This is a genomic window from Thermostichus sp. MS-CIW-15 (assembly GCF_054060575.1).
In genome coordinates, this window is record NZ_JBSSDI010000038.1 from 1 (window position 1) to 22,598 (window position 22,598).

Annotated in this window: 22 protein-coding genes and 1 pseudogene; 14 read left to right on the forward strand and 9 right to left on the reverse strand. The window is 59.8% G+C overall.

The genetic code is table 11. The annotated features are described in order from the left end of the window. The first annotated feature begins 141 nt into the window (after positions 1-141). The 4 genes from ACVW0R_RS11780 to ACVW0R_RS11795 all read left to right on the forward strand — a co-directional run bounded on the left by ACVW0R_RS11780 (position 142) and on the right by ACVW0R_RS11795 (position 4,118). Positions 142-789, forward strand: coding sequence for an LON peptidase substrate-binding domain-containing protein (locus ACVW0R_RS11780; protein ID WP_011430728.1), 648 nt, complete (start codon positions 142-144; stop codon positions 787-789). Positions 790-918: 129 nt separating this feature from the next. Next, positions 919-1,650, forward strand: a complete 732-nt coding sequence (locus ACVW0R_RS11785; protein ID WP_099813060.1) for an alpha/beta hydrolase-fold protein — start codon at positions 919-921, stop codon at positions 1,648-1,650. Positions 1,651-1,695: 45 nt separating this feature from the next. Next, positions 1,696-2,754 (forward strand): ATP-grasp domain-containing protein, encoded by a 1,059-nt coding sequence (locus ACVW0R_RS11790; RefSeq protein ID WP_011430730.1) that lies wholly within the window; start codon positions 1,696-1,698, stop codon positions 2,752-2,754. A gap of 176 nt (positions 2,755-2,930) precedes the next feature. Then, positions 2,931-4,118 (forward strand): GNAT family N-acetyltransferase, encoded by a 1,188-nt coding sequence (locus ACVW0R_RS11795; RefSeq protein ID WP_011430731.1) that lies wholly within the window; start codon positions 2,931-2,933, stop codon positions 4,116-4,118. 5 nt (positions 4,119-4,123) lie between these two features. On the opposite strand, the gene ACVW0R_RS11800 is transcribed toward ACVW0R_RS11795, so the two are convergent. Further along, positions 4,124-4,798, reverse strand: coding sequence for a response regulator transcription factor (locus ACVW0R_RS11800; protein ID WP_011430732.1), 675 nt, complete (start codon positions 4,796-4,798; stop codon positions 4,124-4,126). A 160-nt stretch (positions 4,799-4,958) separates the two neighbouring features. On the opposite strand from ACVW0R_RS11800, the gene ACVW0R_RS11805 reads away from it, so the two are divergent. Then, the gene (locus ACVW0R_RS11805; RefSeq protein ID WP_011430733.1) at positions 4,959-5,705 is read left to right on the forward strand and encodes a rhomboid family intramembrane serine protease; all 747 of its coding nucleotides are present in this window, start codon (positions 4,959-4,961) and stop codon (positions 5,703-5,705) included. A gap of 50 nt (positions 5,706-5,755) precedes the next feature. Beyond that, on the forward strand, positions 5,756-6,397 hold the full coding sequence (locus ACVW0R_RS11810) for a Uma2 family endonuclease (RefSeq protein ID WP_099813059.1): 642 nt from the start codon (positions 5,756-5,758) through the stop codon (positions 6,395-6,397). Between the two features lie 73 nt (positions 6,398-6,470). On the opposite strand, the gene ACVW0R_RS11815 is transcribed toward ACVW0R_RS11810, so the two are convergent. Next, a complete protein-coding gene (locus ACVW0R_RS11815) occupies positions 6,471-8,078 on the reverse strand; it encodes an NAD(P)H-quinone oxidoreductase subunit 4 (RefSeq protein WP_011430735.1) in 1,608 nt (535 codons plus the stop codon). 369 nt (positions 8,079-8,447) lie between these two features. Here ACVW0R_RS11815 and ACVW0R_RS11820 point away from each other — a divergent pair, with 369 nt between their 5' ends. Further along, entirely contained in the window at positions 8,448-9,482 is a 1,035-nt protein-coding gene (locus ACVW0R_RS11820; RefSeq protein WP_011430736.1) for an amidohydrolase family protein, read from the forward strand. Positions 9,483-9,558: 76 nt separating this feature from the next. On the opposite strand, the gene mnmH is transcribed toward ACVW0R_RS11820, so the two are convergent. Next, positions 9,559-10,608, reverse strand: a complete 1,050-nt coding sequence (mnmH, locus tag ACVW0R_RS11825; RefSeq protein ID WP_457502100.1) for a tRNA 2-selenouridine(34) synthase MnmH — start codon at positions 10,606-10,608, stop codon at positions 9,559-9,561. A gap of 144 nt (positions 10,609-10,752) precedes the next feature. On the opposite strand from mnmH, the gene ACVW0R_RS11830 reads away from it, so the two are divergent. Together ACVW0R_RS11830 and ACVW0R_RS11835 are read left to right on the forward strand one after the other, a co-directional pair. After that, complete coding sequence (locus ACVW0R_RS11830) at positions 10,753-12,684, forward strand: S9 family peptidase (protein WP_457502101.1); 1,932 nt, start codon at positions 10,753-10,755, stop codon at positions 12,682-12,684. 67 nt (positions 12,685-12,751) lie between these two features. Next, complete coding sequence (locus ACVW0R_RS11835; protein WP_414402997.1) at positions 12,752-14,878, forward strand: transglycosylase SLT domain-containing protein; 2,127 nt, start codon at positions 12,752-12,754, stop codon at positions 14,876-14,878. A 239-nt stretch (positions 14,879-15,117) separates the two neighbouring features. Here the strand turns inward: ACVW0R_RS11835 and ACVW0R_RS11840 are convergent, their stop codons facing one another. Then, a complete protein-coding gene (locus ACVW0R_RS11840; protein ID WP_011430747.1) occupies positions 15,118-15,396 on the reverse strand; it encodes a DUF3082 domain-containing protein in 279 nt (92 codons plus the stop codon). A 47-nt stretch (positions 15,397-15,443) separates the two neighbouring features. Between ACVW0R_RS11840 and ACVW0R_RS11845 the strand changes: the two genes are divergently transcribed. Continuing rightward, the gene (locus tag ACVW0R_RS11845) at positions 15,444-16,163 is read left to right on the forward strand and encodes a J domain-containing protein (protein WP_240527848.1); all 720 of its coding nucleotides are present in this window, start codon (positions 15,444-15,446) and stop codon (positions 16,161-16,163) included. Here the strand turns inward: ACVW0R_RS11845 and ACVW0R_RS11850 are convergent. From ACVW0R_RS11850 to ACVW0R_RS11860, 3 genes are all read right to left on the reverse strand, one after another. After that, complete coding sequence (locus ACVW0R_RS11850; RefSeq protein ID WP_457502102.1) at positions 16,160-17,017, reverse strand: SDH family Clp fold serine proteinase; 858 nt, start codon at positions 17,015-17,017, stop codon at positions 16,160-16,162. The genes ACVW0R_RS11845 and ACVW0R_RS11850 overlap by 4 nt on opposite strands. A gap of 70 nt (positions 17,018-17,087) precedes the next feature. Continuing rightward, complete coding sequence (locus tag ACVW0R_RS11855; RefSeq protein WP_099813051.1) at positions 17,088-17,969, reverse strand: hypothetical protein; 882 nt, start codon at positions 17,967-17,969, stop codon at positions 17,088-17,090. 1 nt (position 17,970) lies between these two features. Continuing rightward, complete coding sequence (locus tag ACVW0R_RS11860) at positions 17,971-18,945, reverse strand: fatty acid desaturase (protein WP_011430751.1); 975 nt, start codon at positions 18,943-18,945, stop codon at positions 17,971-17,973. Positions 18,946-19,285: 340 nt separating this feature from the next. Between ACVW0R_RS11860 and psaK the strand changes: the two genes are divergently transcribed. Together psaK and ACVW0R_RS11870 are read left to right on the forward strand one after the other, a co-directional pair. Then, on the forward strand, positions 19,286-19,531 hold the full coding sequence (gene psaK / locus ACVW0R_RS11865; protein WP_011430752.1) for a photosystem I reaction center subunit PsaK: 246 nt from the start codon (positions 19,286-19,288) through the stop codon (positions 19,529-19,531). 125 nt (positions 19,532-19,656) lie between these two features. Beyond that, a complete protein-coding gene (locus ACVW0R_RS11870) occupies positions 19,657-19,794 on the forward strand; it encodes a photosystem II reaction center protein K (RefSeq protein ID WP_011430753.1) in 138 nt (45 codons plus the stop codon). 164 nt (positions 19,795-19,958) lie between these two features. On the opposite strand, the gene ACVW0R_RS11875 is transcribed toward ACVW0R_RS11870, so the two are convergent. Together ACVW0R_RS11875 and ACVW0R_RS11880 are read right to left on the reverse strand one after the other, a co-directional pair. Beyond that, positions 19,959-20,498, reverse strand: a complete 540-nt coding sequence (locus ACVW0R_RS11875) for a DUF3611 family protein (RefSeq protein WP_099813050.1) — start codon at positions 20,496-20,498, stop codon at positions 19,959-19,961. Between the two features lie 111 nt (positions 20,499-20,609). Continuing rightward, positions 20,610-21,023: a DUF4168 domain-containing protein gene (locus ACVW0R_RS11880; RefSeq protein WP_011430755.1), complete on the reverse strand. Its 414-nt coding sequence runs from the start codon at positions 21,021-21,023 to the stop codon at positions 20,610-20,612. A gap of 339 nt (positions 21,024-21,362) precedes the next feature. On the opposite strand from ACVW0R_RS11880, the gene bchI reads away from it, so the two are divergent. Further along, positions 21,363-22,421, forward strand: a complete 1,059-nt coding sequence (gene bchI / locus ACVW0R_RS11885) for a magnesium chelatase ATPase subunit I (protein ID WP_011430756.1) — start codon at positions 21,363-21,365, stop codon at positions 22,419-22,421. A 105-nt stretch (positions 22,422-22,526) separates the two neighbouring features. Next, positions 22,527-22,598: pseudogene (locus ACVW0R_RS11890) on the forward strand (IS607 family transposase); the annotation flags it as partial.

Here is a 22,598-nt window from a genome sequence, read left to right on the forward strand (position 1 = left end):
GTTTTACATACCTAGCCATACCAAGCAGCCATACTGAACATACTGGGCATTATTTTCAGTATAGTCCAGCATATCATTGACTAGAGTCATGCTCCGTCGAGATCGCTAAACTAGACTCAGTAGCGCAAAAAGCAAAGCCTTATGCCTTCCTCTTCTGTGGACGTACGTGAGCTACCCCTGTTTCCCCTGCCAGAGGTGGTGTTGTTTCCGGGCCGCCCCCTGCCGCTGCACATTTTCGAGTACCGCTATCGCATGATGATCAACACCATCCTGGAGACGGATCGCCGTTTCGGGGTGCTGATGTTCGATCCCCAGACGGGATCCCCGGTGCGGGTGGGCTGTTGTGCCGAGGTGTTGCAGGTACAGCGGTTGCCGGATGACCGCATGGACATTTTGACCTTGGGGCAGCAGCGCTTCCGGGTGTTGAACTACGTGCGGGAAAAGCCCTTCCGGGTGGGGCTGGTGGAGTGGATTGAGGATGAGCCGACCACTGCGGATTTGCAGGGCTTGGTGCAGCAGGTTTCCACCCTACTTCAGGATGTGGTGCGCCTCTCCGGCAAGCTAATGGAGCGGGAGACGGAGCTGCCGGAGCGACTGCCCACTACCCCGATAGAGTTATCCTACTGGGTTGCCAGCCACTTTCACGGGGCTCCCCGGGAGCAGCAAGCGCTGCTGGAAATGGTCAGCACCGAAAATCGCCTGCGGCGGGAAGCCGAGATCCTCGAGTCCACCCGCAAGCACTTGGCCGCCCGCACTGCCCTCAAGGATTTGTTCTCCGAAATCTCCTAAAATTTCTTGGGATCGCTTGAAAGACGCAGGCCACGGGGGAGTTGTCAGCCGTTCTGGCGCTCGCGTTGCCACCCGTCTCAACGGCGGCTGCAAAAGCCGGCTGAGGTTCAGTGATTGTCCAGGGATCCGATGTCCTACCCTCGCCGTTATCTGCGCTTTGCCTCCCGGGTTCTGGGCCGAGAAATGGAGATGCTCCACTTTGGGCATCGCGGCTACCCGCTCATCTGCCTGCCCACCAGCAATGGGCGTTTTTTCGATCTGGAAGATCGCGGCATTATCGCCAGCCTCGGCCATCACTTGGAGCAGGGCTATTTGCAGGCCTTTTGCGTGGAAACCCTCGATTGGGAGACCTTGTTCAACTGCGAGCTGGACGTGCCCCAGCGGCGGGATCGCTGGCTGTTGTTGGAGCAACACTGGGTAGAAGAGCTGATCCCCTACGCCAAAGCAGAAGCGCAAAATGACTTTCTGGTGGTGGCAGGCTTCTCTCTGGGGGCCACCCACGCCGTCAACCTCACCTGCCGGCACCCTGGCCTGGTGCGCCGTTGTCTGGCGCTGGGGGGGCCCTACGATGTGGCGGCCCTCGGCTCCGTCACCGGCTGGGATCCCCAACAGGCGGAACAGGAGCTGTATTTCATCAACCCCTTGGCCTACCTGTCCAACATGAGCCGACAACTCTGGGATCAGCTGGGCGGGCGCAACACCGAGCTAAAACTGCTCACCGCCCACCGCGACCACTGCCTCAACGACAATCTGCGCCTGGCAGAAGTCCTCCGCCGCAACGACATCCCCCATCACCTGGAGGTATGGGAAGGGGATCACGACTGGCCCACCTGGCAAGCGCAAATCCGCGCCTTCGCCTAGGATCCCTTGCAGAGGAGTCAGAGAGCTTTTGATGAGAGAGCCTGGATGATCGAAGACTACTGGGTTGGCAGCCTGCACTTCAGCGAGCCTTTTGGGGACGACACCCTGGCCCGTCTCAACGCCCTTCCCCCCATTCAAGCCCGCAACGGCCAAGCCTACAAGATCCGGGCGGAACATGTCACCATTCACGAGGTGAACCTGGATTACCGCACCAAGTACCGCCTCATCCTAGACCGCTTCAGCTACCTTTACCCCCAGGCCATCGGCCTGTTCATGGGCTTTGCCTTCAGGGGGGTGTACATCATCAACAACCCCTTCAGCTTTTACTACTACCTGCGCAACAAAGATGCCGCCTACATGGTGGTCAAAGAGCTGGGGATCTCCATCCCCAAGACTTACATTCTGCCCCCCAAGGAGGCCCCAGCTTTGAAAGCCGAAGATTTTAAGTATCACAAGTTCTTCGATTGGCAGGGGATGGCAGAAGATCTCGGCTGGCCAATCGTGATCAAGCCGGCAGAGGGACGGGAGGCCATCGGAGTCGAAATCGCCTACAACATGGAGCAGCTTCTCTACTTTTACGACCGCTCCGGATCCCAGGTGATGATGCTCCAGGAGAAGGTTAAAAGTCCTTATCCCTGGCAGATTCGCGCTCTCTGTATTGGCCGAAAGATCATCCCAATTAAATACATCTTTCGCAAGTTCGATGCCAGCGAATATCTGTTCGATCCAGAGTTTCTCACGCCGGAGATGGGCAAAAAAGTTATCGACACCTGCCGGATCATCAATCGGGCGTTGGGCTATGAAATGAACTCGGTGGAGCTGTTTATCGACGAACAAGGGGAGCTACAGGCCATTGACTTTAACAATCCGGTGCCCGATGGCCGCCTCAAGGCTTTGGGAGAAATTTTTTACAACGATTACCAGCAGGCCCTTTGCGATTTGGTCGTGGATATTGTGCGGGAACAGCGTCCTTTCGACTTCTTGCCCCCAGACGTCAACCGCTTTGCCCAGATCGCCCGGCGAGCCGACCTCACCCGTGAGCAGAAGTTTCAGATGGCTCTCGAGCTGGCCAACCGCTACTACGAGCCCAGGGATCCCGAATAAAATAACTTAACAAAAGCACGGTCTAGCGCTGGGAAAGCTTTGGGCTGGGCAAAGAGCAGTTGCCTGGCTTTCGTCTATGGGACCCTTGAGGCGCAGGGATTCCATCCTAGGTTGAGCTTAGAGGGGGGATCCCCTCCCAGCCGCGGCAGGGCAAGTTGGTCTATCCGGACAGGCAAATGTCAACCGGTTTGAAATTGCGCTGGTGCCACGATATTCGCGGGATCCCAGCATCTGCCTGGCAAGCGCTGCAGACAGAGCGCACCTCTCCTTTTTTGGAGTACGAGTGGCTGCACAGCCTAGAAGCCTCCGGCTGTGCCAGCCGCAACACGGGGTGGTTGCCCTGTCACCTGTTGGTGGAGTCGGATGGGCAACTCATCGCCGCTGCCCCCTTGTATTTGAAAAGCCATAGCCAGGGCGAATTTGTCTTCGACCAAGAGTGGGCTGCGGTTGCCAACCAACTGGGAGAACGCTACTACCCCAAGCTGATCGGCATGGCCCCTTTTACGCCGGCCACCGGCTATCGCATTCTCGTCCATCCCGACTACTCGGAAGCAGAGGTGTGGCCGTCGATGCTGGCTGCTATCGATCGCTTCTGCCAGGACAATGATATTTCGCTGTTCAGCCTGCTCTATGTGGACTTAGACTGGCGGGCCCAACTGGAGGCCGATGGATTGACTCCCCGAATTACCCACAACTACCAGTGGCACAATCCCGGCTATCGCTCTTACGAAGACTTTTTGAGCCAGTTCAACGCCAACCAGCGGCGCAACATCAAGCGAGAGCGGGCCGCCATGGAAAAAAGCGGCATAGAACTCAAGATCTACACCGGAGAGGAGATCACGCCGCGCCTTCTCTCTCTCATGTACGACTTTTACAGCAACACCTGCGCCCAATTTTGGAACTGGAGCAAATATCTCAACCGCCGCTTTTTCGAATCTCTCTATCCCAACTACCGGCAGCGGCTGGTGCTGGTGGCCGGGGAACGAAATACAGAAATTGTGGGGATGTCTTTTTGCGTCCGCAAAGGGGATCGCCTCTTTGGGCGCTACTGGGGCTGCCGAGAAGAGGTGAAGTTCTTGCACTTTAATGTGTGCTACTACGAGCCGATTGCCCTAGCCATCCGCGAAGGGATCCGCAACTTTGATCCCGGAGCTGGAGGATCCCACAAGATTCGGCGGGGATTTCCAGCCACTCCTGTGTATAGCTACCACCGTTTCTACCGCCCCAGGCTAAAGCAGGTGCTAATCCCCTATCTGAATCGCGTCAACCCTCTCATGTTGGCTGAGCTGGAGAGGGTAAATCAAAACGAGGTTCCCTTTCGAGAAGATATTCTACCCTCTCTGTCTACTCTTACGCGAGGTTAAATGAACTACCACTGGATAAGCTTTTTCTGAACGGCTGCCATACACATGGCAACGCGAGCGTTGATCTCATCTTCAGAGCCAAAGATATCCAGTTTCTCTTTGAGCCTTTGAATACAGTTTTGTACGGTTTTTTTGCTCGTGTGAATGCGGTCGGCGATGGCCTGGTCGGTGAGGGCCTCTTTGCAGAGCAGGTTCAAGACCTCGATTTCCCGCTCCGTCAGCTTTGTTAAGCCGCGCAACTCTCGCGGCATGCGCAATTCCCCATTGAGGGCACTTTTGGCTCCTTCCAAGAAGACACTGCGCCGCTCCATTTTGTTGACGGCGGCAAATCCGCCCTGGTGCTTGCTGATTAGGCCCACCAGGGGAGTTAGCAGCAGCGGCTCGCTGGAATAAACCATCACGTTCAGGGTGGGGTAGTTCTCGAAAATATGGCGCAAGAACTCTAGGCCCGGCTCGGCAGACTGTTCGCCGCTGGTTTGGCCGTAGAGCAAGTCGGCTACTACCAAGTCCGGCTGTTCCCGCTGCAGGCGCAGGATGGCGTCCATCGGGTTGGAGACTGTGATGCACTGAGCATCGGCTGCAAGCCGTTGCAGCCATTCGCAATTGTTTTGGGCGACCTCGGGATGATCCTCGACAATCAAGAACTTGAGCGGGGCAGTTCGGCTCTCGACCTCAAACATCGATCCACTCCTCCAAATCCAGCGTCGGCTGCGGGGGGACGGCCAAAACCCCTTTGCAGTTTAGGGATCCCACCGACAAACTACCCTAGTGTAGCCCCAAGTTGGGCCTGAGAAGGCGCAGCAGGGTAGGCTAGAGGGTGATGTTAACCGGATCCCGACTGTGGTACCCCTGCAAGATCGCAACCCAACCACCCGCACTGCCTACGTTACCTATGCTTTGGTGCTTATCAACATCCTGGTTTTTGTGTATGAGCTTACCCTATCACCGCAAGAGCTGGCGGCTTTCTTCCGAGAGTGGGCAGTGGTGCCAGCGGAACTGACGGCCAGCTTTCGGGGGGAGGCCACCTCTTCGCTGCGCCCCGAATGGGTAACGCTATTTACCTCGCAATTTTTGCACGGGGGCTTTTTGCATCTTGGCGGCAACATGCTCTTTTTGTGGGTTTTCGGCAACAATGTTGAGGATCGCTTGGGGCATGTGCGCTACCTCATTTTTTACCTGACTTGTGGAGCCTTGGCCGCCCTAACCCAGTGGTTTTTCGATATGGAATCCACCATTCCTTCGCTGGGGGCAAGTGGGGCCATTGCCGGGGTGTTGGGAGCTTATATCTTGCGTTTCCCGCGAGCTGAGATCCTGACTTTGGTACCCCTGGGCATTTTTATCACAACCGTCTACGTTCCCGCCTGGGTGTTTTTGGGTTTTTGGTTTGTACAGCAGGCGTTTTACGGCATCGCCAGCCTGCAGACGCCCACCAACATCGGCATGCAGGGGGGAGGGATCGCCTACTGGGCCCACGCGGGCGGCTTTGTGTTTGGGGCCATCTTGGGGCCGCTGATGGGGTTATTTTCTGGCAAAAGCCCTTATGACCGCCAAGCCGCTTGGCGACAGCCCGACAGGGACCTGTTCTGATTGAACCTCAATCCTTTTTGTGTCAGAGACCAACTTGAGAGGAGGAAATCATGGTTCGTCTGTCTGCCAAGCCCCTAACCCTGGAAGAGTTTCTGCAGCAGCCAGAAGCTCAACCCGCCAGTGAATTCATCGAGGGAGAGATCATCCAGAAGCCCATGCCACAGGGAAAGCACAGCCTACTCCAGGGGGAGCTAACTTCTTTTATCAACGCAAACCTCAAACCCAAACGCCTCGGGTGGGCATTTCCAGAGTTGCGCTGCACTTTTGCCGGCTATGCGATTGTGCCCGATATTTCTGTGATCGCCTGGGATCGGATCCCTGTGGATGAAGATGGCACCATTCAAAATCTCATTCCCTTTTGCCCAGATTGGATGATCGAGATTCTCTCTCCCGATCAAAATCAAATGAAGCTGGTCAAGAAAATTTTGATCGGCTTGGCCCACGGCTGCCAGATGGGGTGGATCGTAGCTCCCGAAGAAAGGCTCGTTTTCGCCTACCCTGCCGGACAGCAGCCAACCGTGCATGAGGATCCGCAAGAGCTGATCCCCGTTCCCGCGTTTGCCCAAGGGATCCAACTGACGGTCGAAACGTTGTTTGGTTGGATGCGGGTTCGAGCTGACGAGAGCGGCAAGCACAGCGGAGATACACAGGCGGGGCACTCACCTAACCCCAGCCCTTCCGGTGCCCAGTGAGAAAAAAGCCGAGACCGGCTGGACCAGTGGCACGCCTTGCTGACAAGCTGCCCCAGCCTCCCTCGCCTCCATTTCAGTCGGCGCTGTAGAGAGCAGGAGCTTGGGCAACCGTCGCTCCAATAGAGGAGAGTTCTTGGCGCAGCAGCGCCACCAGGGCATTGGTGGACTGGTCGTAGAGGCTAGTGACCAGCTTGGGATAGAGCCCAATGCCGATGATGGGGATCAGCAGGCAGGCGATGATGAACACCTCCCGCGGCTCGGCATCCACCAGTTCCTCGTGTTCGGTCAGCTCTTTGTTTTCCGGGCCAAAGAAGATCTGCCGCAACATCGACAGCAGGTAGATAGGAGTCAGGATCACCCCAACCGCCGCCAGAAAGACCACCACCAGCCGGAAGGGGAGGGAGTAGGCATCGGTGGTGGCCATGCCGATGAACACCATCAGCTCCGCCACAAAGCCGCTCATCCCCGGCAGAGCCAGAGAGGCCAGCGAGCAAGCGGTGAACATGGAGAAAATCTTGGGCATCTTCAGGCCGACGCCGCCCATTTCCTCCAGCTCCAGCGTGTGGGTGCGGTCGTAGGTGGCCCCCACCAAGAAGAACAGGCTGGCCCCGATCAGCCCGTGGGAGATCATCTGCAGCATGGCGCCGCTCATGCCGATTTCGGTCAGGGATCCGATCCCGATGAGGACAAAGCCCATGTGGCTGATGGAAGAGTAGGCGATCTTGCGCTTGAGGTTGCGCTGGGCAAAGGAGGTGAGGGCGGCAAAGATGATGTTCACCACCCCCAACACGATCAGCACCGGCGCAAAGTAGAGGTGGGCATCCGGCAGCATGCCCACATTCATGCGCATCAGGGCATAGCCCCCCATCTTAAGCAAGATCCCGGCCAGCAACATGTGAACCGGCGCCGTGGCTTCGCCGTGGGCATCGGGCAGCCAGGTGTGCAAAGGGAAGACGGGCAGCTTCACCCCGTAGGCGATGAGGAAGGCCCCATACAGCAGCAATTGGAAGCTCAGCGGATAGGCCTTGTGGGCCAGATCCGTCATGTCAAAGCTGATGGGATCCCCGTAGAAGGCCATGGCCAGGCCCGCCACCAGGATAAACAGGGAGCTGAGGGCGGTGTAGAGAATGAACTTGGTGGCCGCATAGAGGCGGTTGTACCCCCCCCAAATGGAGAGGAGCAAATACACCGGGATCAGCTCCAGCTCCCACATCAGGAAGAAGAGCAACATGTCCTGCACGGCGAACACCCCGATCTGCCCGCCGTACATGGCCAACATCAGAAAATAAAACAGGCGCGGCTTGAGGGTGACCGGCCAGGCGGCCAAGATGGCAAGCGTGGTCACAAAAGCCGTGAGCAGGATCAGCGGCATGGAAAGGCCATCGGCCCCCACCGACCAGCTCAGCCCCACCTGCGGCACCCAGGTGTAGCGCTCCAGCAGTTGTAAGCTTGTCTGGCTGGGGTCATAGCCGACATAGAAGCCAGCCAGCAAAATGAGCAGGTCGGTAACCGCGATGAAGAGGGCAAACCAGCGAACCCGTTCTGCCAACTTTTGCGCGTAGACGCGGGTAGTGGGATCCCCAGCGGGCGCCGGGATCAAGGGGATGAAGAGGGCGGCCACCACCGGATAGACGATGACCGTGGTCAGCCAGGGAAACTCGTGCAAGCTGGGCAGCGCCATGAAGATAACCTCGTTACGCTAAGTTCATACCACACCCTTCCAGGGGGATTGCCGTCGGCTACAGCCAACAGCCTTTTACCAGAATCGCTCCTGAGTATCTCTGCTCAGCAAACCTCCAGAACTATCTTAAGGCTCTTTACCTAGTTTGCCGGGATCCCTGGCCGGGCTCGACCAGGACTCAAGCATTGACCTGGTCATCAAACCTGGCTATTAGAAACCTCATCACCTGGCCCCCGGCTAGCCGACCCTGCGCAATTGCGCCTGGACAGGACTGCCGCTGTTGGATAACAGTAGAAATAGTACTTAACAACCAAGCCAGGTCCGCCCTTGGCGGGCGGTGAGGGGAGCCTCTGGGGGAAGCTTTGAAGTATGGCACTGCATGCGGAGTTACACCGCCACCTAGGCGGTTCGGTCGTTCCTAGGATTTTGTGGCGCTACCTGCATCGCCAGGGATCCCCTCTGGCAGCACGCTTTCCTGACTACGCCGAGTTTGAGGAGTTCTACACCCGCCCGCGCAACACCCTTGAAGATTACTTGGAGCTGCACACGCTAGTGGAACAGGTGCAAACCCTGGAAAGCTTACCTTATTTCATCTACCGTCTGCTGCGGGGGGCCTATGTTTTTGAGGATTTGGCCTATCTAGAGATTCGCTACACCCCCTATCTGCGCACAGATCCCAGCTTGGACGAGGCGGATCGCCTCAAGCAGATGCGCCAAGTTATCGAAACGGTAGGGCAAGCCAGCCAGCAGCGGGAATATCCCATCGTCACCACCCAGATTGTGTGTTTGCACTCCCGCCTGCCCAGCCATATCAACCGCGCCATGGTGGAGGCCGCCGCCGAGTCCGAATACGTGTCTGCCATCGACCTGGCGGGGGGAGATAAGGCCTACGGCGAACGCATGGACGAGTGGATTGAGCTGTTCAAATATGCCCTGGCCCGTGGCCTCAAAACCACTGCCCATCTCTATGAGACTTTGGATGGCTGTTACCCAGAGCTGCTGCCCTATGTCTCGCGGATTGGCCACGGGATCCAGATCCCTCTCCACTACCCAGAGCTGCTGCCAGAGCTGGCGCGGCGCGGCCAATGCCTGGAGGTCTGTCCCACCACTTACCTGAAGACGGGGACGCTGCCCAGCTTGGAGCCCCTCAAAATCGTCTTCGACCGCTGCTTTGACGCGGGGGTAGATATCGCCATCTGCACCGACAACGCCGGCCTGCACAACGTGCGCCTGCCGTTTGAGTACGAAAACTTGCTCACGCACGACATTATCGATTTCGACCAGCTCAAGCGCTGTCAGGAGGCGGCTTTTCGTCACGCTTTTGCCTGGCCCTACAAGGAGCACCCCGCCTCGTTGCTGTCGGAGCTGCAGCAGTCAGCCTCGAAGTCCCTAGTTCCCCTCTGAGAGGGGCAAACAGGACTTTGCTTGACATTTCCGCCGCCAGACTTGGTCGCGCTTGCCCGGCGAGGGCTGGCGCAGGTCAAAACGACATCCCCCTGAGTCGGACAGCGGCCTCCTGTAGGCTGCTCTCGGAGAGGTCAGGCAGCTCAAGGCGAGCGCGGATACGGTTAAAGTGTTGCTGCAGGCCGTGGCGATAGGTGGGATCGTAGTGCTGCTGCAGTAGCTCCCGCACAAATTGCGGCCAGTCTTGGGCGTCGATGAGCTCAAACCAGCGCTGCAAACAGGCCTGGCCGTAGCGGGACTTCAAAGACAGCAATTTTTCCTTTAGCGCCTGGGGGTGGGCTATCCAGTGGGGATAGTGGGCGATCAACCCCTTCACCCGTTCTTCTAGAGGCAACTGCACCTCTACGCAGTCGGCTTGGGTGATGGCCTGCCAAAGAGCAGGGGGCAAATGAAGCTGGCCCACTTTGGCACTTTCCGACTCCACCCAGACCGGCTTGGCGGGATCCCACTGGAGAAAGGCCTGCACCAGTTGACTTTCAAAGCTCTTCTGAGTGGGCTGCGAGGTTCCCCACTCGGCCCCCAGCACCGATCCGCGGTGGCAGGCCAGCTTTTCCAGATCGAGGACTTGGGCTCCCCGCTGCTGCAGATGGCGCAGCAACTGGGTTTTGCCGCTCCCCGTTGGCCCGCAGAGGACGCGGTAGGTAAACTCCTGGGGCAAAGTCTGCAGTTGTCGGCGCACCCAGGCGCGGTAGGTTTTGTACCCCCCTTGCAAGACGGTTACCTGCCAGCCCACCTGGGACAACACCAGCGCCAGACTGGCCGAGCGCTGCCCGCCCCGCCAACAGTAGATGAGGGGGTGGTAGTCCCGGCCCTTGTCGGCAAAGTGGGTCTGCAAATGGCGGGCGATGTTCTGGGCCACCAGGCTGGCCCCCCGCTTGCGGGCTGTAAAGGGATCCACTTGCCTGTAGAGGGTGCCCACCTCTGCCCGTTCTGCATCGTCGAGCACGGGCAAGTTGATGGCCCCCGGCCAATGATCCTCTGCGAACTCTGCCGGAGAGCGCACATCGATAATTTCGCTGTAGGTGTGCAGCCAGGACTCGGCGGTGACGTGAATGGGAGCAGCCACGGAGGCAGGGATGAGGGAGTCGACTGGGTTTTCTCCTGCTCGATCCTGGCAGATTTCTCCTCGAGGGAGTAGCCAAAGTTTGTCTCCGCCATATCCGCCATAATGGGAGTCCTGGTCTGGCATGTCGCTGGCGAGGATAGGGGAATGGTGCAGCAGGCTGGCTATGGATCTTGGCGATCCCCAATTACCGCGGATCTGGTCGTGACGGGATCCCTACGGCTAGGGCAACCGGCTTGGGACAAGGGGGATCTCTACTGGACGGAGGGTCGCCCCCAGGAAAAGGGGCGCAACGTGCTGAGGCGGCAAGCTGCCGGTGGGGCGGTGCAGGAGCTGACGCCGGCCCCTTTTAACGTGCGCACCCGCGTGCACGAGTACGGCGGCGGGGCCTACTGGGTCTCTGAGGGGGTGGTGTATTTCTGCAACTTTGCCGATCAACGGCTCTACCGCCTGTTGCCGGGTTCGGATCCCCAGCCCCTCACCGAGCCAGGCCCCTACCGCTATGCCGACGGGGTGGTGGACAGGGCATTCCGACGCATCCTCTGCGTGCGCGAGGATCACAGCCGTCAGAGAGAGCCGGAAAATACGCTGGTCGCCATCGATCTAGAAAGCGGATCCCAGCAGGTTCTGGCCAGGGGCCACGACTTCTATGCCAGCCCGCGGCTGAGCCCCGATGGCCGCACGCTGGTCTGGCTGAGCTGGGATCACCCCCAAATGCCCTGGGACGGCACAGAGCTGTGGCGGTCTGAGGTGAACCCTGACGGCAGCTTGGGAGAACCTCAAAAGCTGGCCGGTGGCCCTGCCGAGTCGATCTTCCAGCCCCAGTGGTCACCGGAGGGGGATCTCTACTTTGTTTCCGATTGCAGCGGCTGGTGGAACCTCTATCGCTGGGATCCCCAGGGCCCCCTCCCCCTCTGCCCTATGGAAGCGGAGTTTGCAGAACCCCAGTGGGTGTTTGGCCTGAGCACCTACGGCTTTTGTGGGGATAGGCAAATCCTGGCCATCTATCGACAAGAGGGGCTCTGCCACCTGGCGCTTTTGGATCCGCGTTCAGGACGGCGGCAGGAGCTCCCCCTGCCCTACACCGAGCTCCACAGTCTGCAGGTCAGCGGCGAAAAAGCCGCCTTTCTGGCCGCATCCCCCAGTGAAGCCATGGCCTTGGTCTGTCTGGACTTACCTTCTGGCCAAGTGGAGGTGGTGGCCCGTTCTAGCAGCGTGGCGGTAGAGCCGGAGTACTTGTCGATCCCCGAACCCATCGCCTTTCCCACCTCAGGCGGGGCAGTGGCCTACGGTTTCTTCTATCCCCCCAAAAACCGCGACTTCGTGGCCCCTGCCGGCGAAAAACCGCCCCTGCTCGTGAAAAGCCACGGTGGGCCCACAGGGGCGACGGCAGCCGTGCTCGACCTGGGGATCCAATACTGGACCAGCCGCGGGATTGCCGTTTTGGATGTCAACTACCGCGGCAGCAGCGGCTATGGGCGGGCCTACCGGGAGGCCCTCAAGGGCCGCTGGGGCCTTGTGGACGTGGAAGATTGCATCGCTGGGGCCCAATTCTTGGCAGCCCAGGGCAAGGTGGACGGGGAGCGGCTGCTCATTCGCGGCGGCAGCGCCGGCGGCTACACCACCCTGGCGGCCCTGACGTTTCACACCGTCTTCAAGGCCGGCGCCAGCTACTACGGGGTGAGCGATCTAGAGGCCCTAGCCCAGGAGACCCACAAGTTTGAGTCCCACTACTTGGACAGCTTAATTGGCCCCTACCCGGAGCGGCGGGATCTCTACCGGGAGCGCTCTCCCATCCACCACCTGGAGGGTCTCAACTGCCCCGTTATCTTCTTTCAAGGCCTGGAGGACGCCATCGTCCCTCCCAACCAAGCAGAGAGGATGGTGGCTGCCCTGCAGGCCAAGGGGATCCCGGTGGCCTATGTCCCTTTTGCCGGTGAGCAGCACGGCTTTCGCCAGGCAGCCAACCTCAAACGGGCCCTGGAGGCAGAGCTTTATTTCTACGCCCAGATCCTAGGGTTTCCCTTGGCGGAGCTTATCGAGCCGGTTCCCATTGCCAACTGGCCTCCTCCTCGTTGAGGTTACTTGTCCTGGCTCAGCGCCTCCCCATTGGGTATCCTAGTCAAGGACGCTGGGGAAGGGAAGCATGCAGAGCAGAACAAGCCACCGGCAACTCTGGAGGCGATGGCTTGCCGCGACCTTAGCAGCAGGCGGAGTACTGGGCGGCGTCCTGTGGGGCTTTTACGCCTCCTCCTGGGCAGAACCTGTCGAGATGGCGGCGGCGCCTCCAGCACCCCTGAGCTCGACTTCTGGCGCCGCCTTTTTGCGCGCCTACAAAGCCCTGCAGGCCGGCCAAGCGCAAGCGGCCCTGGAGCACCTGCAGGGCTTGGAAGAAAAGCTGCCAGTTCTCACCGACGAGATCTGGAAGCTCAGGGCTCAGGCTTATGAAAAGCTGGGGGATCGAGAAACAGCCCGCCAGATCTGGTGGCCCAAGATCTTGCAGGAGTATCCCCACAGCCCGGTGGCCGCCTACGCCCTCTGGGGAATGGGCCAGGTGGATCAGTTGCGGCGGCAATTTCCCACCCACCCCCTGACGGCCCGCGCCCTCAAGCACCTGCTGGAGCTGGATCCTGACCGGTATGACCTGCTGCGGGATCTGGCCTTGCACCACCCGCAAACCCCTGGGTTAACGCCGCTGCTGGATCGCTGGCGGCAAGCCCAAGAGGGATCCCTCACGGCCTCCGATTGGCAGATCCTGGCCGATGCCTATTGGGAGCAGCGGGAGTACGGCAAAGCCGCCCGCGCCTACGGGCGTGCCCCCACCACCTCTCGCAATCTCTACCGCCAGGGGCGCAGCCACCAGATCTCGCGGGAGTTGCCCCAGGCGAGAGCGGCTTACCAAGCGCTGCTGGCTCAATTTCCCGACGCCGCCGAAGCCTCCCTCACCCGGCGCCGCCTGGCCGAGCTGAGCGACCTGCCGACGGCAATCGAGCTGCTTCGCCAGGTGGGATCCGGCTCGGATAGAGAAGCTCCAGAAGCGTTGCTCAGCCTCAGCCAACTGTATGACCGCAACGGCAGCCCGCAATCGGCCCAGGCGGTGCGGCAGACCCTTTGGGAGCGCTTCCCAGTCAGCGAAGCCGCGGCCACCGCCGCCTGGACGGTGGCTTGGCGCCAGGCGCAAACGGGCAATCTCAGCCAAGCCATTGCTCTAGCCCAGCAGATTGGCTTGGCCCAGCGGGATACGGAAATGGGGGCGCAACTGCTCTACTGGGCCGGCAAATGGCGGGAACGGCTGGGGGAGGTGGCTGCGGCGCGGCAAACCTATCAGCAGGTGCTGCGGCAGTTTCCCCACACCTACTACGCCTGGCGGGCGGCGGCGCAACTGGGCTGGCCAGTAGGAGATTTCTCCAGCGGCCGCCAAAGGGTTGAGGTGGATTTTCAGCCCGTTCGCCAACCTTTGCCCGCCGTTTCCGAGGCTACCCAGACCCTGCATCTCATTGGCGCTGGCCAACTGGCCTGGGAGCGCTGGCAGGGGGAAATGGCTCTGCTGCAACGGGATCCCGGCCAGATGAGCGTGGCCGAGCGCTTTGCCAGCGGCATTTTGCGCAACAACGCCGGCGAGCACCTGCGGGGCATCAACCAGGTGGCTGCCCTGCGCTTTAGCGCCGAGCCCGACCCGCTGCTGCCGACCCTGAGACAGCGCCAGGATTTCTGGCAGGCCATCTACCCGCTGCACTACTACGCCAGCCCAGAAAACACCTGGGAAAGGGATCCCTACGCCCAGCCCGGCCTGGCCCGCTGGTCGCGGCAATTTAACCTCAATCCCTTGATGGTGGCGGCCCTGATCCGCCAGGAATCCCGCTTTGAGCCAGAGATCGTCTCGGCCTCGGGAGCGCTGGGCCTGATGCAGGTGATGCCTGCCACCGGCCGCTGGATTGCCCAAAAAATCGGCCTAGCCCAGTACAGCCTCACCAACCCCGCCGACAATCTTCACCTGGGATCCTGGTACTTCGACTACACCCACCGCACCTACCAAGACAACACCCTCCTGGCCCTGGCCAGCTACAACGGCGGCCCCGGCAACGTGGCCAGGTGGCTGAGCCGCTTCGGCTTTGAGGATCCCGATGAATTTGTGGAGCAGATCCCCTTCGCCGAAACCCGTGGCTATGTCAAGTCTGTCTTTGGCAACTACTGGAACTACTGGCAGCTCTACACCCAAGAGGGGCGCACCTTGGTCAGCCAGCGCCTGCAACCGCACCTGTCAAATGATTGACGTTCTCCCCAGCCCCAAGGGGCGGGAATTCTTTCTTGCTCATCGCAAGCTACGCAGACGTACCGGTGAGATTGCCACCGCACGCCTCCTTCTTTCCCCCCCGTATACGGAGGGATGAAAGAGGGCGCGGGGCCTGCGCCGCCAAGGTTTTGGTCAAACTAGTGTCCAACCTGAGCGAGAGGCTGGAGGGTAGCCTCCGGCGCGATCTGTTGGCCAGCAGGCTCACAGCTCTTCTAGAGCTAGCGTCGGGAGGAGGTCAGCCTTTCCCCCAGCAACTGCACCGAGTAGGCCGCCAGCCCCAAGCCCACCATGAAAAACATGAAGGCGATCAGGGAAACGGATCCCACCAGCAGGTAGCGCACCAGAATGCTGATCCCCCGCGCCAGGGATCCGCTTTCCAGGTCGATGGGCGGCAACTTGGCCAGCATCGAGAGCAGCAATTGTAGGAACCCATAGCCCAAACTGGCAGCAAAGGCAGCCCCCAAGAGGGCGCTGAGGGGATGGGGGGAGGACGGCATGGGGCAGCACCGGAAAACTCACCCTTATTGTAGGCTCCAGGTACAATATGAGCGTTTGTCCTGAGAACGAAATGATGGGGAGCGGGTCTGAAGCAGTTTCCCACTACGAAGTGTTGGGGGTTTCGGTGCTGGCGACGGCAGCGGAGATCAAGTCTGCCTATCGCCGTTTGGTCAAGTACCACCATCCCGACAGCCTGCTGGCCAAAAAAGACGGGGCTGCTGCTGAACGCATTCGCCAGATCAACGCCGCCTACGCGGTGCTCAAGGATCCGCAAGCCCGCCGCGAGTACGACCGACAACTGCGCGCTAGCTGGGCCTCGCGCCACCCTCAGCCGACGGGCTCCCCCTCGGAGACGGTCAGCCAGGAGGCTATTGCCCGCGAAGCCTGGATTCGGCAGGTCTACACTCCTCTGAACCGAGTTTTGGGGCCTTTACTGTCTTCTCTCAAGCCGCAGTTAAATGCCTTAGCGGCAGATCCTTTTGATCCCGATTTGCTGGAGGCCTTTGGCCTGTATCTGGAGGAGTGTACGCAGAAACTGGCCCAAGCTCAGCAGATCTTTCGCCGCCTTCCCAATCCCAGCAGCCTAGGGGGGGTGGCTTCTCGCCTCTACTATGCCCTCAACCACTTGGAAGATGCCCTGGAGGAGCTGAGCTATTTCCCGCTGAACTTTGACGATCGCCACCTGCACACTGGGCAAGAGCTGTTTCGGCGGGCGGAAGGGTTGCGTCGAGAAGCCATAGACACCTACGCCCAGAGTTCGCCCTAGCGAGACCCGCCGCCGGGTGGAGAGGGGCGGGAATCGTAGGGGGTGGGAATGTACTGCACGGAAGGACGGCCCATGCTGGCCTGGGGGTACAAGTCCATCAGGGCGTAGATCTGGGGCGGCAACTCGGTGGAGATGGGCAGGCCCAGCTCCCGCGCTTCTTCAGCCGTAATCGGGTAGTCGTGGGTCACCCGCCCGCTGGTCAGGGCCTGGATGAGGGGCTCGATGCGTTCGGGGGCAATTTTGCGCTTGGGCACATCGTCCTTGAGCAGCTCCCGCACAAAGTTCTGCACCTGGTGCATCGCCTTGCGGGCCAGATCTGCCAGGATCAGAGTCTGGTCGTCGATCTCGGCAATGGGCTTTTCCGCCACCACCTGCAGAATACTGGCCGCAGCATAGCCGCCCAACTGGGGATCCACCGGCCCCAGCACCGCATTGGCATCCATGACAATTTCATCGGCGGCCAAGGCCAGCATCGTCCCCCCCGACATGGCGTAGTGGGGCACAAACACCGTCACCTTGGCCGGGTGCCGGATCAGGGCGCGGGCAATTTGCTCGGTGGCCAGCACCAGGCCGCCAGAGGTGTGCAGAATCAAATCAATGGGGGTGTTGGGCGGGGTGAGGCGGATCGCCCGCAAAACCTGCTCCGAGTCCTCGATGCTGATGTAGCGGGAAACCGAGATCCCCAAAAAACTAATCGACTCCTGGCGGTGAATGAGCAGAATCACCCGGCTGCCCCGCTTTTGCTCCAACTCCCGAATGGCCATCAAGCGCCGGAACTCTTGGGCACGACGGTTCAGCAGAGGTTGCAAAGAGCTGAAGATCAGGAAAATCCAGAACAGGCTGCCCCAGTCCACTTTCACACCTCAAGTGGGATCCCTTTGCCTCCAGCATAGAGGATACGGAACCTCTGGTGATCTGCAGGCCTCACGCGTTGGGTTCAGACGCCGCAAAAAAGCGATCCAAGGCCCGCAGCAAATCCGGTACAGAAGTTTGGTTAATCCAGGAGCGAATGTAAGCCCGCTGCTCCGCCAAGTTTTCAAGACGGCCCAGCTTTTGCATGGCCAAAAGGCGGCTTTCTGCCTCGGCGCGGTTGATTTGTAAGTCCAGCCGCTGCTCCGGGGTGAGGGGATGCTCTGTCTGGGCCAACAGGTGATCGGCCACCATCAGGAACACCAGAGGCCCCGCCAGCTCCACCTGAGACTCGGCTTCCGGCTCAGAATCGGCCCCGGCGAGATCCTGGAGATCTTGAAAGAGATCCTGCCCCAGTTGCAGCAGCTCTTCTGCTGAGGCAGCCCGCAGCGCTGTCTCCGCAGCAGCCCGCAGCGGCTCTGGGGAAACCTTGTGGCGAGCGGCCAATTCTGCCAGGGCCTGTTCCCATTGATCCCGTTGGGCTTGCAACACAGCTTTCTCTTGCGGAGAAAAATCCAGCCGCTCCAGCAACACCTGCAAAGCCACAGCCCCCACCAACAGGGGCGGAAAGCGCAACAGGGTAGAGCCGGATCCCGCCTGCTCCAAAAAGGCTTCCAAATCGGGGCCGGATCCCCTGTCCAACAAATCCTGCAGGTAGGCCAGCACCTGCGGCGGCGAAGTCAGCCTCAGGATCCCTCGGGCCTGCGCCCGCAACTCTGCCGGGATCCCAAGGGTTTGCAATTGGGCTTCCGCCCGCGCTTGCGCTTCCGCAATCACCTCTGGCAAATCCGCCGTCGCCTGACCGGCCTGTAAGAGAACCTGGCTGGTGTCCTGCAGCAAGCTGGCCGCCTCCACAAACAGCAGCAACTGAGGGATCCGCAGCGTCGGCAAGACCATGTTAACTAAGCCTCAGATCCGCAGCGGATCCCGCAGATTCTGGATCGGCTGGCGCAGCGGAACGGGTTGGCCCGTTGGGCTTGTGCCAGTGCAGGCCAATCAGCGCGTCGTACAAAAAGCTCCAAAACTCCCCTCTCTCCCAGATCCCCAGCGTTTGCTGGCAGTTACGCGCGTCCAGCTCAGGTTTGGCCGCCCAGTAGGCCGCCTGATACTTGTACCAGGGAACCGAGGGCCAGAGATGGTGGATCAAGTGATAGTTTTGCCCCAGCAGCAGAATATTGGTCAGCCAGCCAGGGTAAACCCTGGCGTTGTACCACCGCTCTTGGGATTGAAAAGGGCGATGGGGCAGATAGTCGAAAAACAGGCCCAACAAGAAGCCCATAATAAAGGCGGGGGGCAGCCAATAGTTCATGATGTAGTCGGTGTAGCCAAAGTGAATGGCCAGCGCAAACGTTAGGATCACCACCAGCCGACTCAGCCCCCATTGCAGCAGATCCCAGCGACCTTTGCGCCAGAGCTGCCGCTTGAAGAAAAACACCTCATGGTAGAAAAAGCGCGGCGCAATTAGCCACAGCGGCCCGCCCGTAGACACATAGTGATCGGGATCGTCTTCGGGATGGTTGACGTGGGCATGGTGTTGCATGTGCACCCGCTTAAAGACCGGATAGACAAAGCCCTGTAACAGGGCAGAGCCATGGCCCAGCGCCTCGTTTAAAAAGCGGTTGCGGTGGGCCGAGCCGTGCGAGGCATCGTGGATCACTGTGCCCAGAACATACAGGGCGACAAAATTCAGCCAAAACACCAGCCAGCGGGGCCAATGCCAAAAGGCGTACCCGCCAAAGCAAGAGGCCGAAAGCGCCACCGCCGCCAAAAACATCAGCAGGGTGGGATTCCAAAATTCTGGCGGCGGCCCCAACAGCTCACGGGGTAACGCAAAAGGCTTGGGATCCGGTTGCGGAGTCGCAGCAGCAGTCATCGGCAGCCATCCTTGGGTGTGCACAGCGCAGACGGTGAGGATGGATTAAGGCAACAAAGCCAGGTCATCACCTCAAAAGCGGGGGAAGAGAACAATTTGTTAACTTTCGTTAGTATACGGCAGAGAGCTGCTCCCCTCGTTGGCCCAGGCCGGATTTTTCTTGCCAACTCCAGCCCGTCTCGACCGTTCCCGGCGAGGGGTAGATCGGCCATGAGGCCAGAAGAAGCCACAGTGTGAGGTTTTGTTGCGGCCTCTGTTGCAATTCATGTGGGGATCCCTTTGGGAGTTGCGGAATGGGGGTAATCTAGGGGGCGGTTAACCTGAGCTGAGGAGGAAAACCATGCTGCCCATTGTTGCGCCGTTGGCTATGACTGCCCAAACCAGCCCTTGGTCTCCCCTGAGCGCGGTGATTATCCTGCTCTGCACAGGGCTGGCCTACCTAAGCTTCAAGTCCTCTTCGGGTGTGGCTTCAGAAACCGGGCCTGTGTTGGGGATGACCTGGCCGGAAGTGCTGGGGGTCGCCAGCTTCGGCCATCTGCTGGGCGTGGGGGTGATCTTGGGCCTCTCCAATATGGGGGTTCTCTGAGGCATTTTCCGTTTACATTTCTTGACCTTAGCGGGAATCTCCGCCCGGCAATGTTAAACTCTCTATCAATCCTGAAAAAGAGCAGTTTCTCCAGCTCCACTTCCTTCTTGTCGAGGTTTGTTGTCATGCCTGCGATGATGCTCCTGGCGGCTTTGCCAGAAGGCTATGAGTTGTTCGATCCCCTGATCGACATTTTGCCGATTATCCCCGTTTTGTTTTTCCTGCTGGCTTTTGTTTGGCAGGCGGCGGTGGGCTTTAAGTGAAGCCCTCGGAATCTGCGATTGGCAACTACGGACTTTGGGACTGCTTTTGCTTACCCCTCTTGTTCTGGCGGGGGGGTAGTTTTAGTTGGGGCAGGTTTGGGGCAGGCCGCTGCGCCGCAGGCCTGATTCTCTGCCTTGCAAAGCTGAGACTGGCTGGCTGGGGTTCAGGGCTCGCGGTCGAGGGCGCCGGTAATCCAGAGCACCCCTGCCAAGCAGACGAAGTGGGCAAAGGTAACGTTGATATTGGCAGCCAGCAGCAGCACTCCTGCCGTCTGGGTGCTCAGCGTGCGGGTAAACAGCCGCACCAGCAGCTCTCCCACCTGCGCCTCCATAGCGATGAGGGCCAAGAAAGCGCCGGTCAGGCTGACATAGGTAACCCATTGCAACTGCTTGGGCAGATCCAACTGGCTTGGGGTAGCGGCGGATACTGAGCGGCGCTCCGCCTGGAGCAGGTAGCGCCAGTTAAAGAAGAGACCGGCTGCCAGGGTTAGAAGGGTAAACAGGGTAAACCAGAAGGCGATAAAGGCCCCCGTCGAGTCGTCGCGATAGAGGGTATTCTGGCCAACCAAAAATCCCAGCCAGAGCAGCAGAGCTGTTGCCCCCAGAACCGCCTGAAACCAGAACCCGAAGCGGCGCGTCAGGCGCAAGCGAGACTTCATGCGCTCGACAGCCACCCGTACTGACGGCGACATAGGCTCGTTCATCGCTCTCCCCCCGCTCTCTACGGACGAGCACTGACCTCCGCTTCCAGCCTACCGCTATCTTCCGTCCTCCGTCACATCCAGGCCAAAGCGCTGCAGGGGATCCAAGGGGGGTTAGGGTTTGGGGCTAGGGCTCACGCTGGGATCCCCGCTTTGCAGGCGCAGGATTTCGGCTTCGATGCGATGTCGGAGGGTTTTGCCTTCTTCGGAGCGAATCCACAAGGTAATGCGGTTGTATTCGGGCACGGTCATGCCGTGGCGGGTGATGATCTCGGTGGCGGTGCGAATGAACTCCCGCCGGATTTGATCTTTGCTGGCCGGATCCGCGGTGGCCTGGGAGCGCTGCTGGGCCTGTTGTCGGTGGGGCTCCATCTCCAGGACGATGCGGGCGTACTTGGCGACCTGTTCATCGGTCAAAACCAGAGAGGTGGCCGGGGTTTGGGCTACGGCAAGGGAAATGCCCAAGACAGGGATCCAAGTACAGGCCCAGATCAGGCCCACCAGCCCTTTTTGGGCCAAGTTGGGCATGGAGAATGCTGTCCACCGTCTCCGACTTGCTTGACCTGACACCGCTGCTATCTCCCCACCCGATAACTGGTCTTCAACAGGGTTGCTGGCGCTTTTGGGATCCTCCCTACTTTGGTGTAGCTCTCGCCTTTACCCAGCTTCAACCCACTCCGGGTATAGGCTCTGATGCTATCTGTTTTTCCCGGCAAAAGGCCAGGGATCCCAGAGCCTGCTTTTTATTTGACCGAAAAGCGGCCTTGAGGTTCCTGGTGCGGCCTTTCCATCTCTTTCCTGCCCATCTCGACGGCCCAGGGGGAGTGGCCTCTGGGATAATGGGGGTAGATGCTCGTTGTTGCCTCTATGAACTTGGAACGTCGCCCGGTTTTCCCGTTTACCGCCATTGTCGGCCAGGAGGAGATGAAGTTGGCCCTGCTCCTCAACGTCATCGATCCCCGCATCGGCGGGGTGCTGATCATGGGGGATCGCGGCACGGGCAAGTCCACCACCATCCGCGCCTTGGCCGATCTGCTGCCCCAGATCGAGGTTGTCAAGGGGGATCCGTTCAACAGCCACCCGCGGCAGCGGGATCTGATGAGCGACCAGGTGTGGGAGCGCCTGCAGGCGGGGGAAACCCTGGAAACCACCTGGATCCAGGTGCCGATGGTGGATCTGCCCCTGGGAGCCACGGAAGACCGGGTCTGCGGCACTCTCGACATCGAGCGCGCCTTGTCTCAGGGGGTGAAGGCTTTTGAGCCGGGGCTCTTGGCCAAGGCCAACCGCGGCATCCTCTACGTGGACGAGGTCAACCTCCTGGACGACCACCTGGTGGATGTCTTGCTGGATGCGGCGGCCTCTGGCTGGAACACGGTGGAGCGGGAAGGGATTTCCATTCGCCACCCGGCCCGCTTTGTCCTGGTGGGATCCGGCAACCCTGAAGAGGGAGAATTGCGGCCCCAACTCTTGGATCGCTTCGGCATGTTTGTCCGCATCGAGACGGTGCGGGATCCGGCCCTGCGAGTGCAGATCGTGGAGGAGCGCAGCCAGTTCGACGCCGACCCCCAGGCTTTTCTGGCCAAATACGCCGAGGCCCAGCAGCGCCTGCGGGAGCGCATTGAAAAGGCCCAGCACCTCTTGCCGACTGTGATGGTGGATCCTGAGTTGCGCCTGAAGATCTCCGGCGTGTGTGCGGCGCTGGAGGTGGATGGGCTGCGGGGCGATATCGTCACCAACCGGGCAGCCAAGGCGTTGGCAGCTCTGGAGGGACGCAGCGAGGTCACCGTTGCCGATATTCGCCGGGTCATCAGCTTGTGTTTGCGCCACCGCCTGCGCAAGGATCCGCTGGAAACCATCGACTCCGGCTACAAGGTCGAGAAGGCCTTTAGCGAGGTGTTTCAGGTGAGCCTGGAGAGCGCCGCTTAGCTCTCACCCCCAGCCCCTCTCCCCCTGGGAGAGCATGACTCTAGTCAATGATACGCTGGACTATACTGAAAATAATGTACAATATGTTCAGTATGGCTGCTTGGTATGGCTAGATATGTAAAACCGAGAGAAGCGGCGGATTATTTTGGGGTGTGTCTCCACACCTTGAGGCGATGG

Excerpts from the sequence above, each read along its gene's own strand:
- ACVW0R_RS11780 (WP_011430728.1), top strand. The coding sequence starts at position 142 with ATGCCTTCCTCTTCTGTGGACGTACGTGAGCTACCCCTGTTTCCCCTG.
- ACVW0R_RS11785 (WP_099813060.1), top strand. The coding sequence starts at position 919 with ATGTCCTACCCTCGCCGTTATCTGCGCTTTGCCTCCCGGGTTCTGGGC.
- ACVW0R_RS11790 (WP_011430730.1), top strand. The coding sequence starts at position 1,696 with ATGATCGAAGACTACTGGGTTGGCAGCCTGCACTTCAGCGAGCCTTTT.
- ACVW0R_RS11795 (WP_011430731.1), top strand. The coding sequence starts at position 2,931 with ATGTCAACCGGTTTGAAATTGCGCTGGTGCCACGATATTCGCGGGATC.
- ACVW0R_RS11800 (WP_011430732.1), bottom strand. The coding sequence starts at position 4,798 with ATGTTTGAGGTCGAGAGCCGAACTGCCCCGCTCAAGTTCTTGATTGTC.
- ACVW0R_RS11810 (WP_099813059.1), top strand. The coding sequence starts at position 5,756 with ATGGTTCGTCTGTCTGCCAAGCCCCTAACCCTGGAAGAGTTTCTGCAG.
- ACVW0R_RS11815 (WP_011430735.1), bottom strand. The coding sequence starts at position 8,078 with ATGGCGCTGCCCAGCTTGCACGAGTTTCCCTGGCTGACCACGGTCATC.
- ACVW0R_RS11820 (WP_011430736.1), top strand. The coding sequence starts at position 8,448 with ATGGCACTGCATGCGGAGTTACACCGCCACCTAGGCGGTTCGGTCGTT.
- ACVW0R_RS11830 (WP_457502101.1), top strand. The coding sequence starts at position 10,753 with ATGGTGCAGCAGGCTGGCTATGGATCTTGGCGATCCCCAATTACCGCG.
- ACVW0R_RS11835 (WP_414402997.1), top strand. The coding sequence starts at position 12,752 with ATGCAGAGCAGAACAAGCCACCGGCAACTCTGGAGGCGATGGCTTGCC.
- ACVW0R_RS11840 (WP_011430747.1), bottom strand. The coding sequence starts at position 15,396 with ATGCCGTCCTCCCCCCATCCCCTCAGCGCCCTCTTGGGGGCTGCCTTT.
- ACVW0R_RS11845 (WP_240527848.1), top strand. The coding sequence starts at position 15,444 with ATGAGCGTTTGTCCTGAGAACGAAATGATGGGGAGCGGGTCTGAAGCA.
- ACVW0R_RS11855 (WP_099813051.1), bottom strand. The coding sequence starts at position 17,969 with ATGGTCTTGCCGACGCTGCGGATCCCTCAGTTGCTGCTGTTTGTGGAG.
- ACVW0R_RS11860 (WP_011430751.1), bottom strand. The coding sequence starts at position 18,945 with ATGACTGCTGCTGCGACTCCGCAACCGGATCCCAAGCCTTTTGCGTTA.
- psaK (WP_011430752.1), top strand. The coding sequence starts at position 19,286 with ATGCTGCCCATTGTTGCGCCGTTGGCTATGACTGCCCAAACCAGCCCT.
- ACVW0R_RS11870 (WP_011430753.1), top strand. The coding sequence starts at position 19,657 with ATGCCTGCGATGATGCTCCTGGCGGCTTTGCCAGAAGGCTATGAGTTG.
- ACVW0R_RS11875 (WP_099813050.1), bottom strand. The coding sequence starts at position 20,498 with ATGAACGAGCCTATGTCGCCGTCAGTACGGGTGGCTGTCGAGCGCATG.
- ACVW0R_RS11880 (WP_011430755.1), bottom strand. The coding sequence starts at position 21,023 with ATGCCCAACTTGGCCCAAAAAGGGCTGGTGGGCCTGATCTGGGCCTGT.
- bchI (WP_011430756.1), top strand. The coding sequence starts at position 21,363 with ATGAACTTGGAACGTCGCCCGGTTTTCCCGTTTACCGCCATTGTCGGC.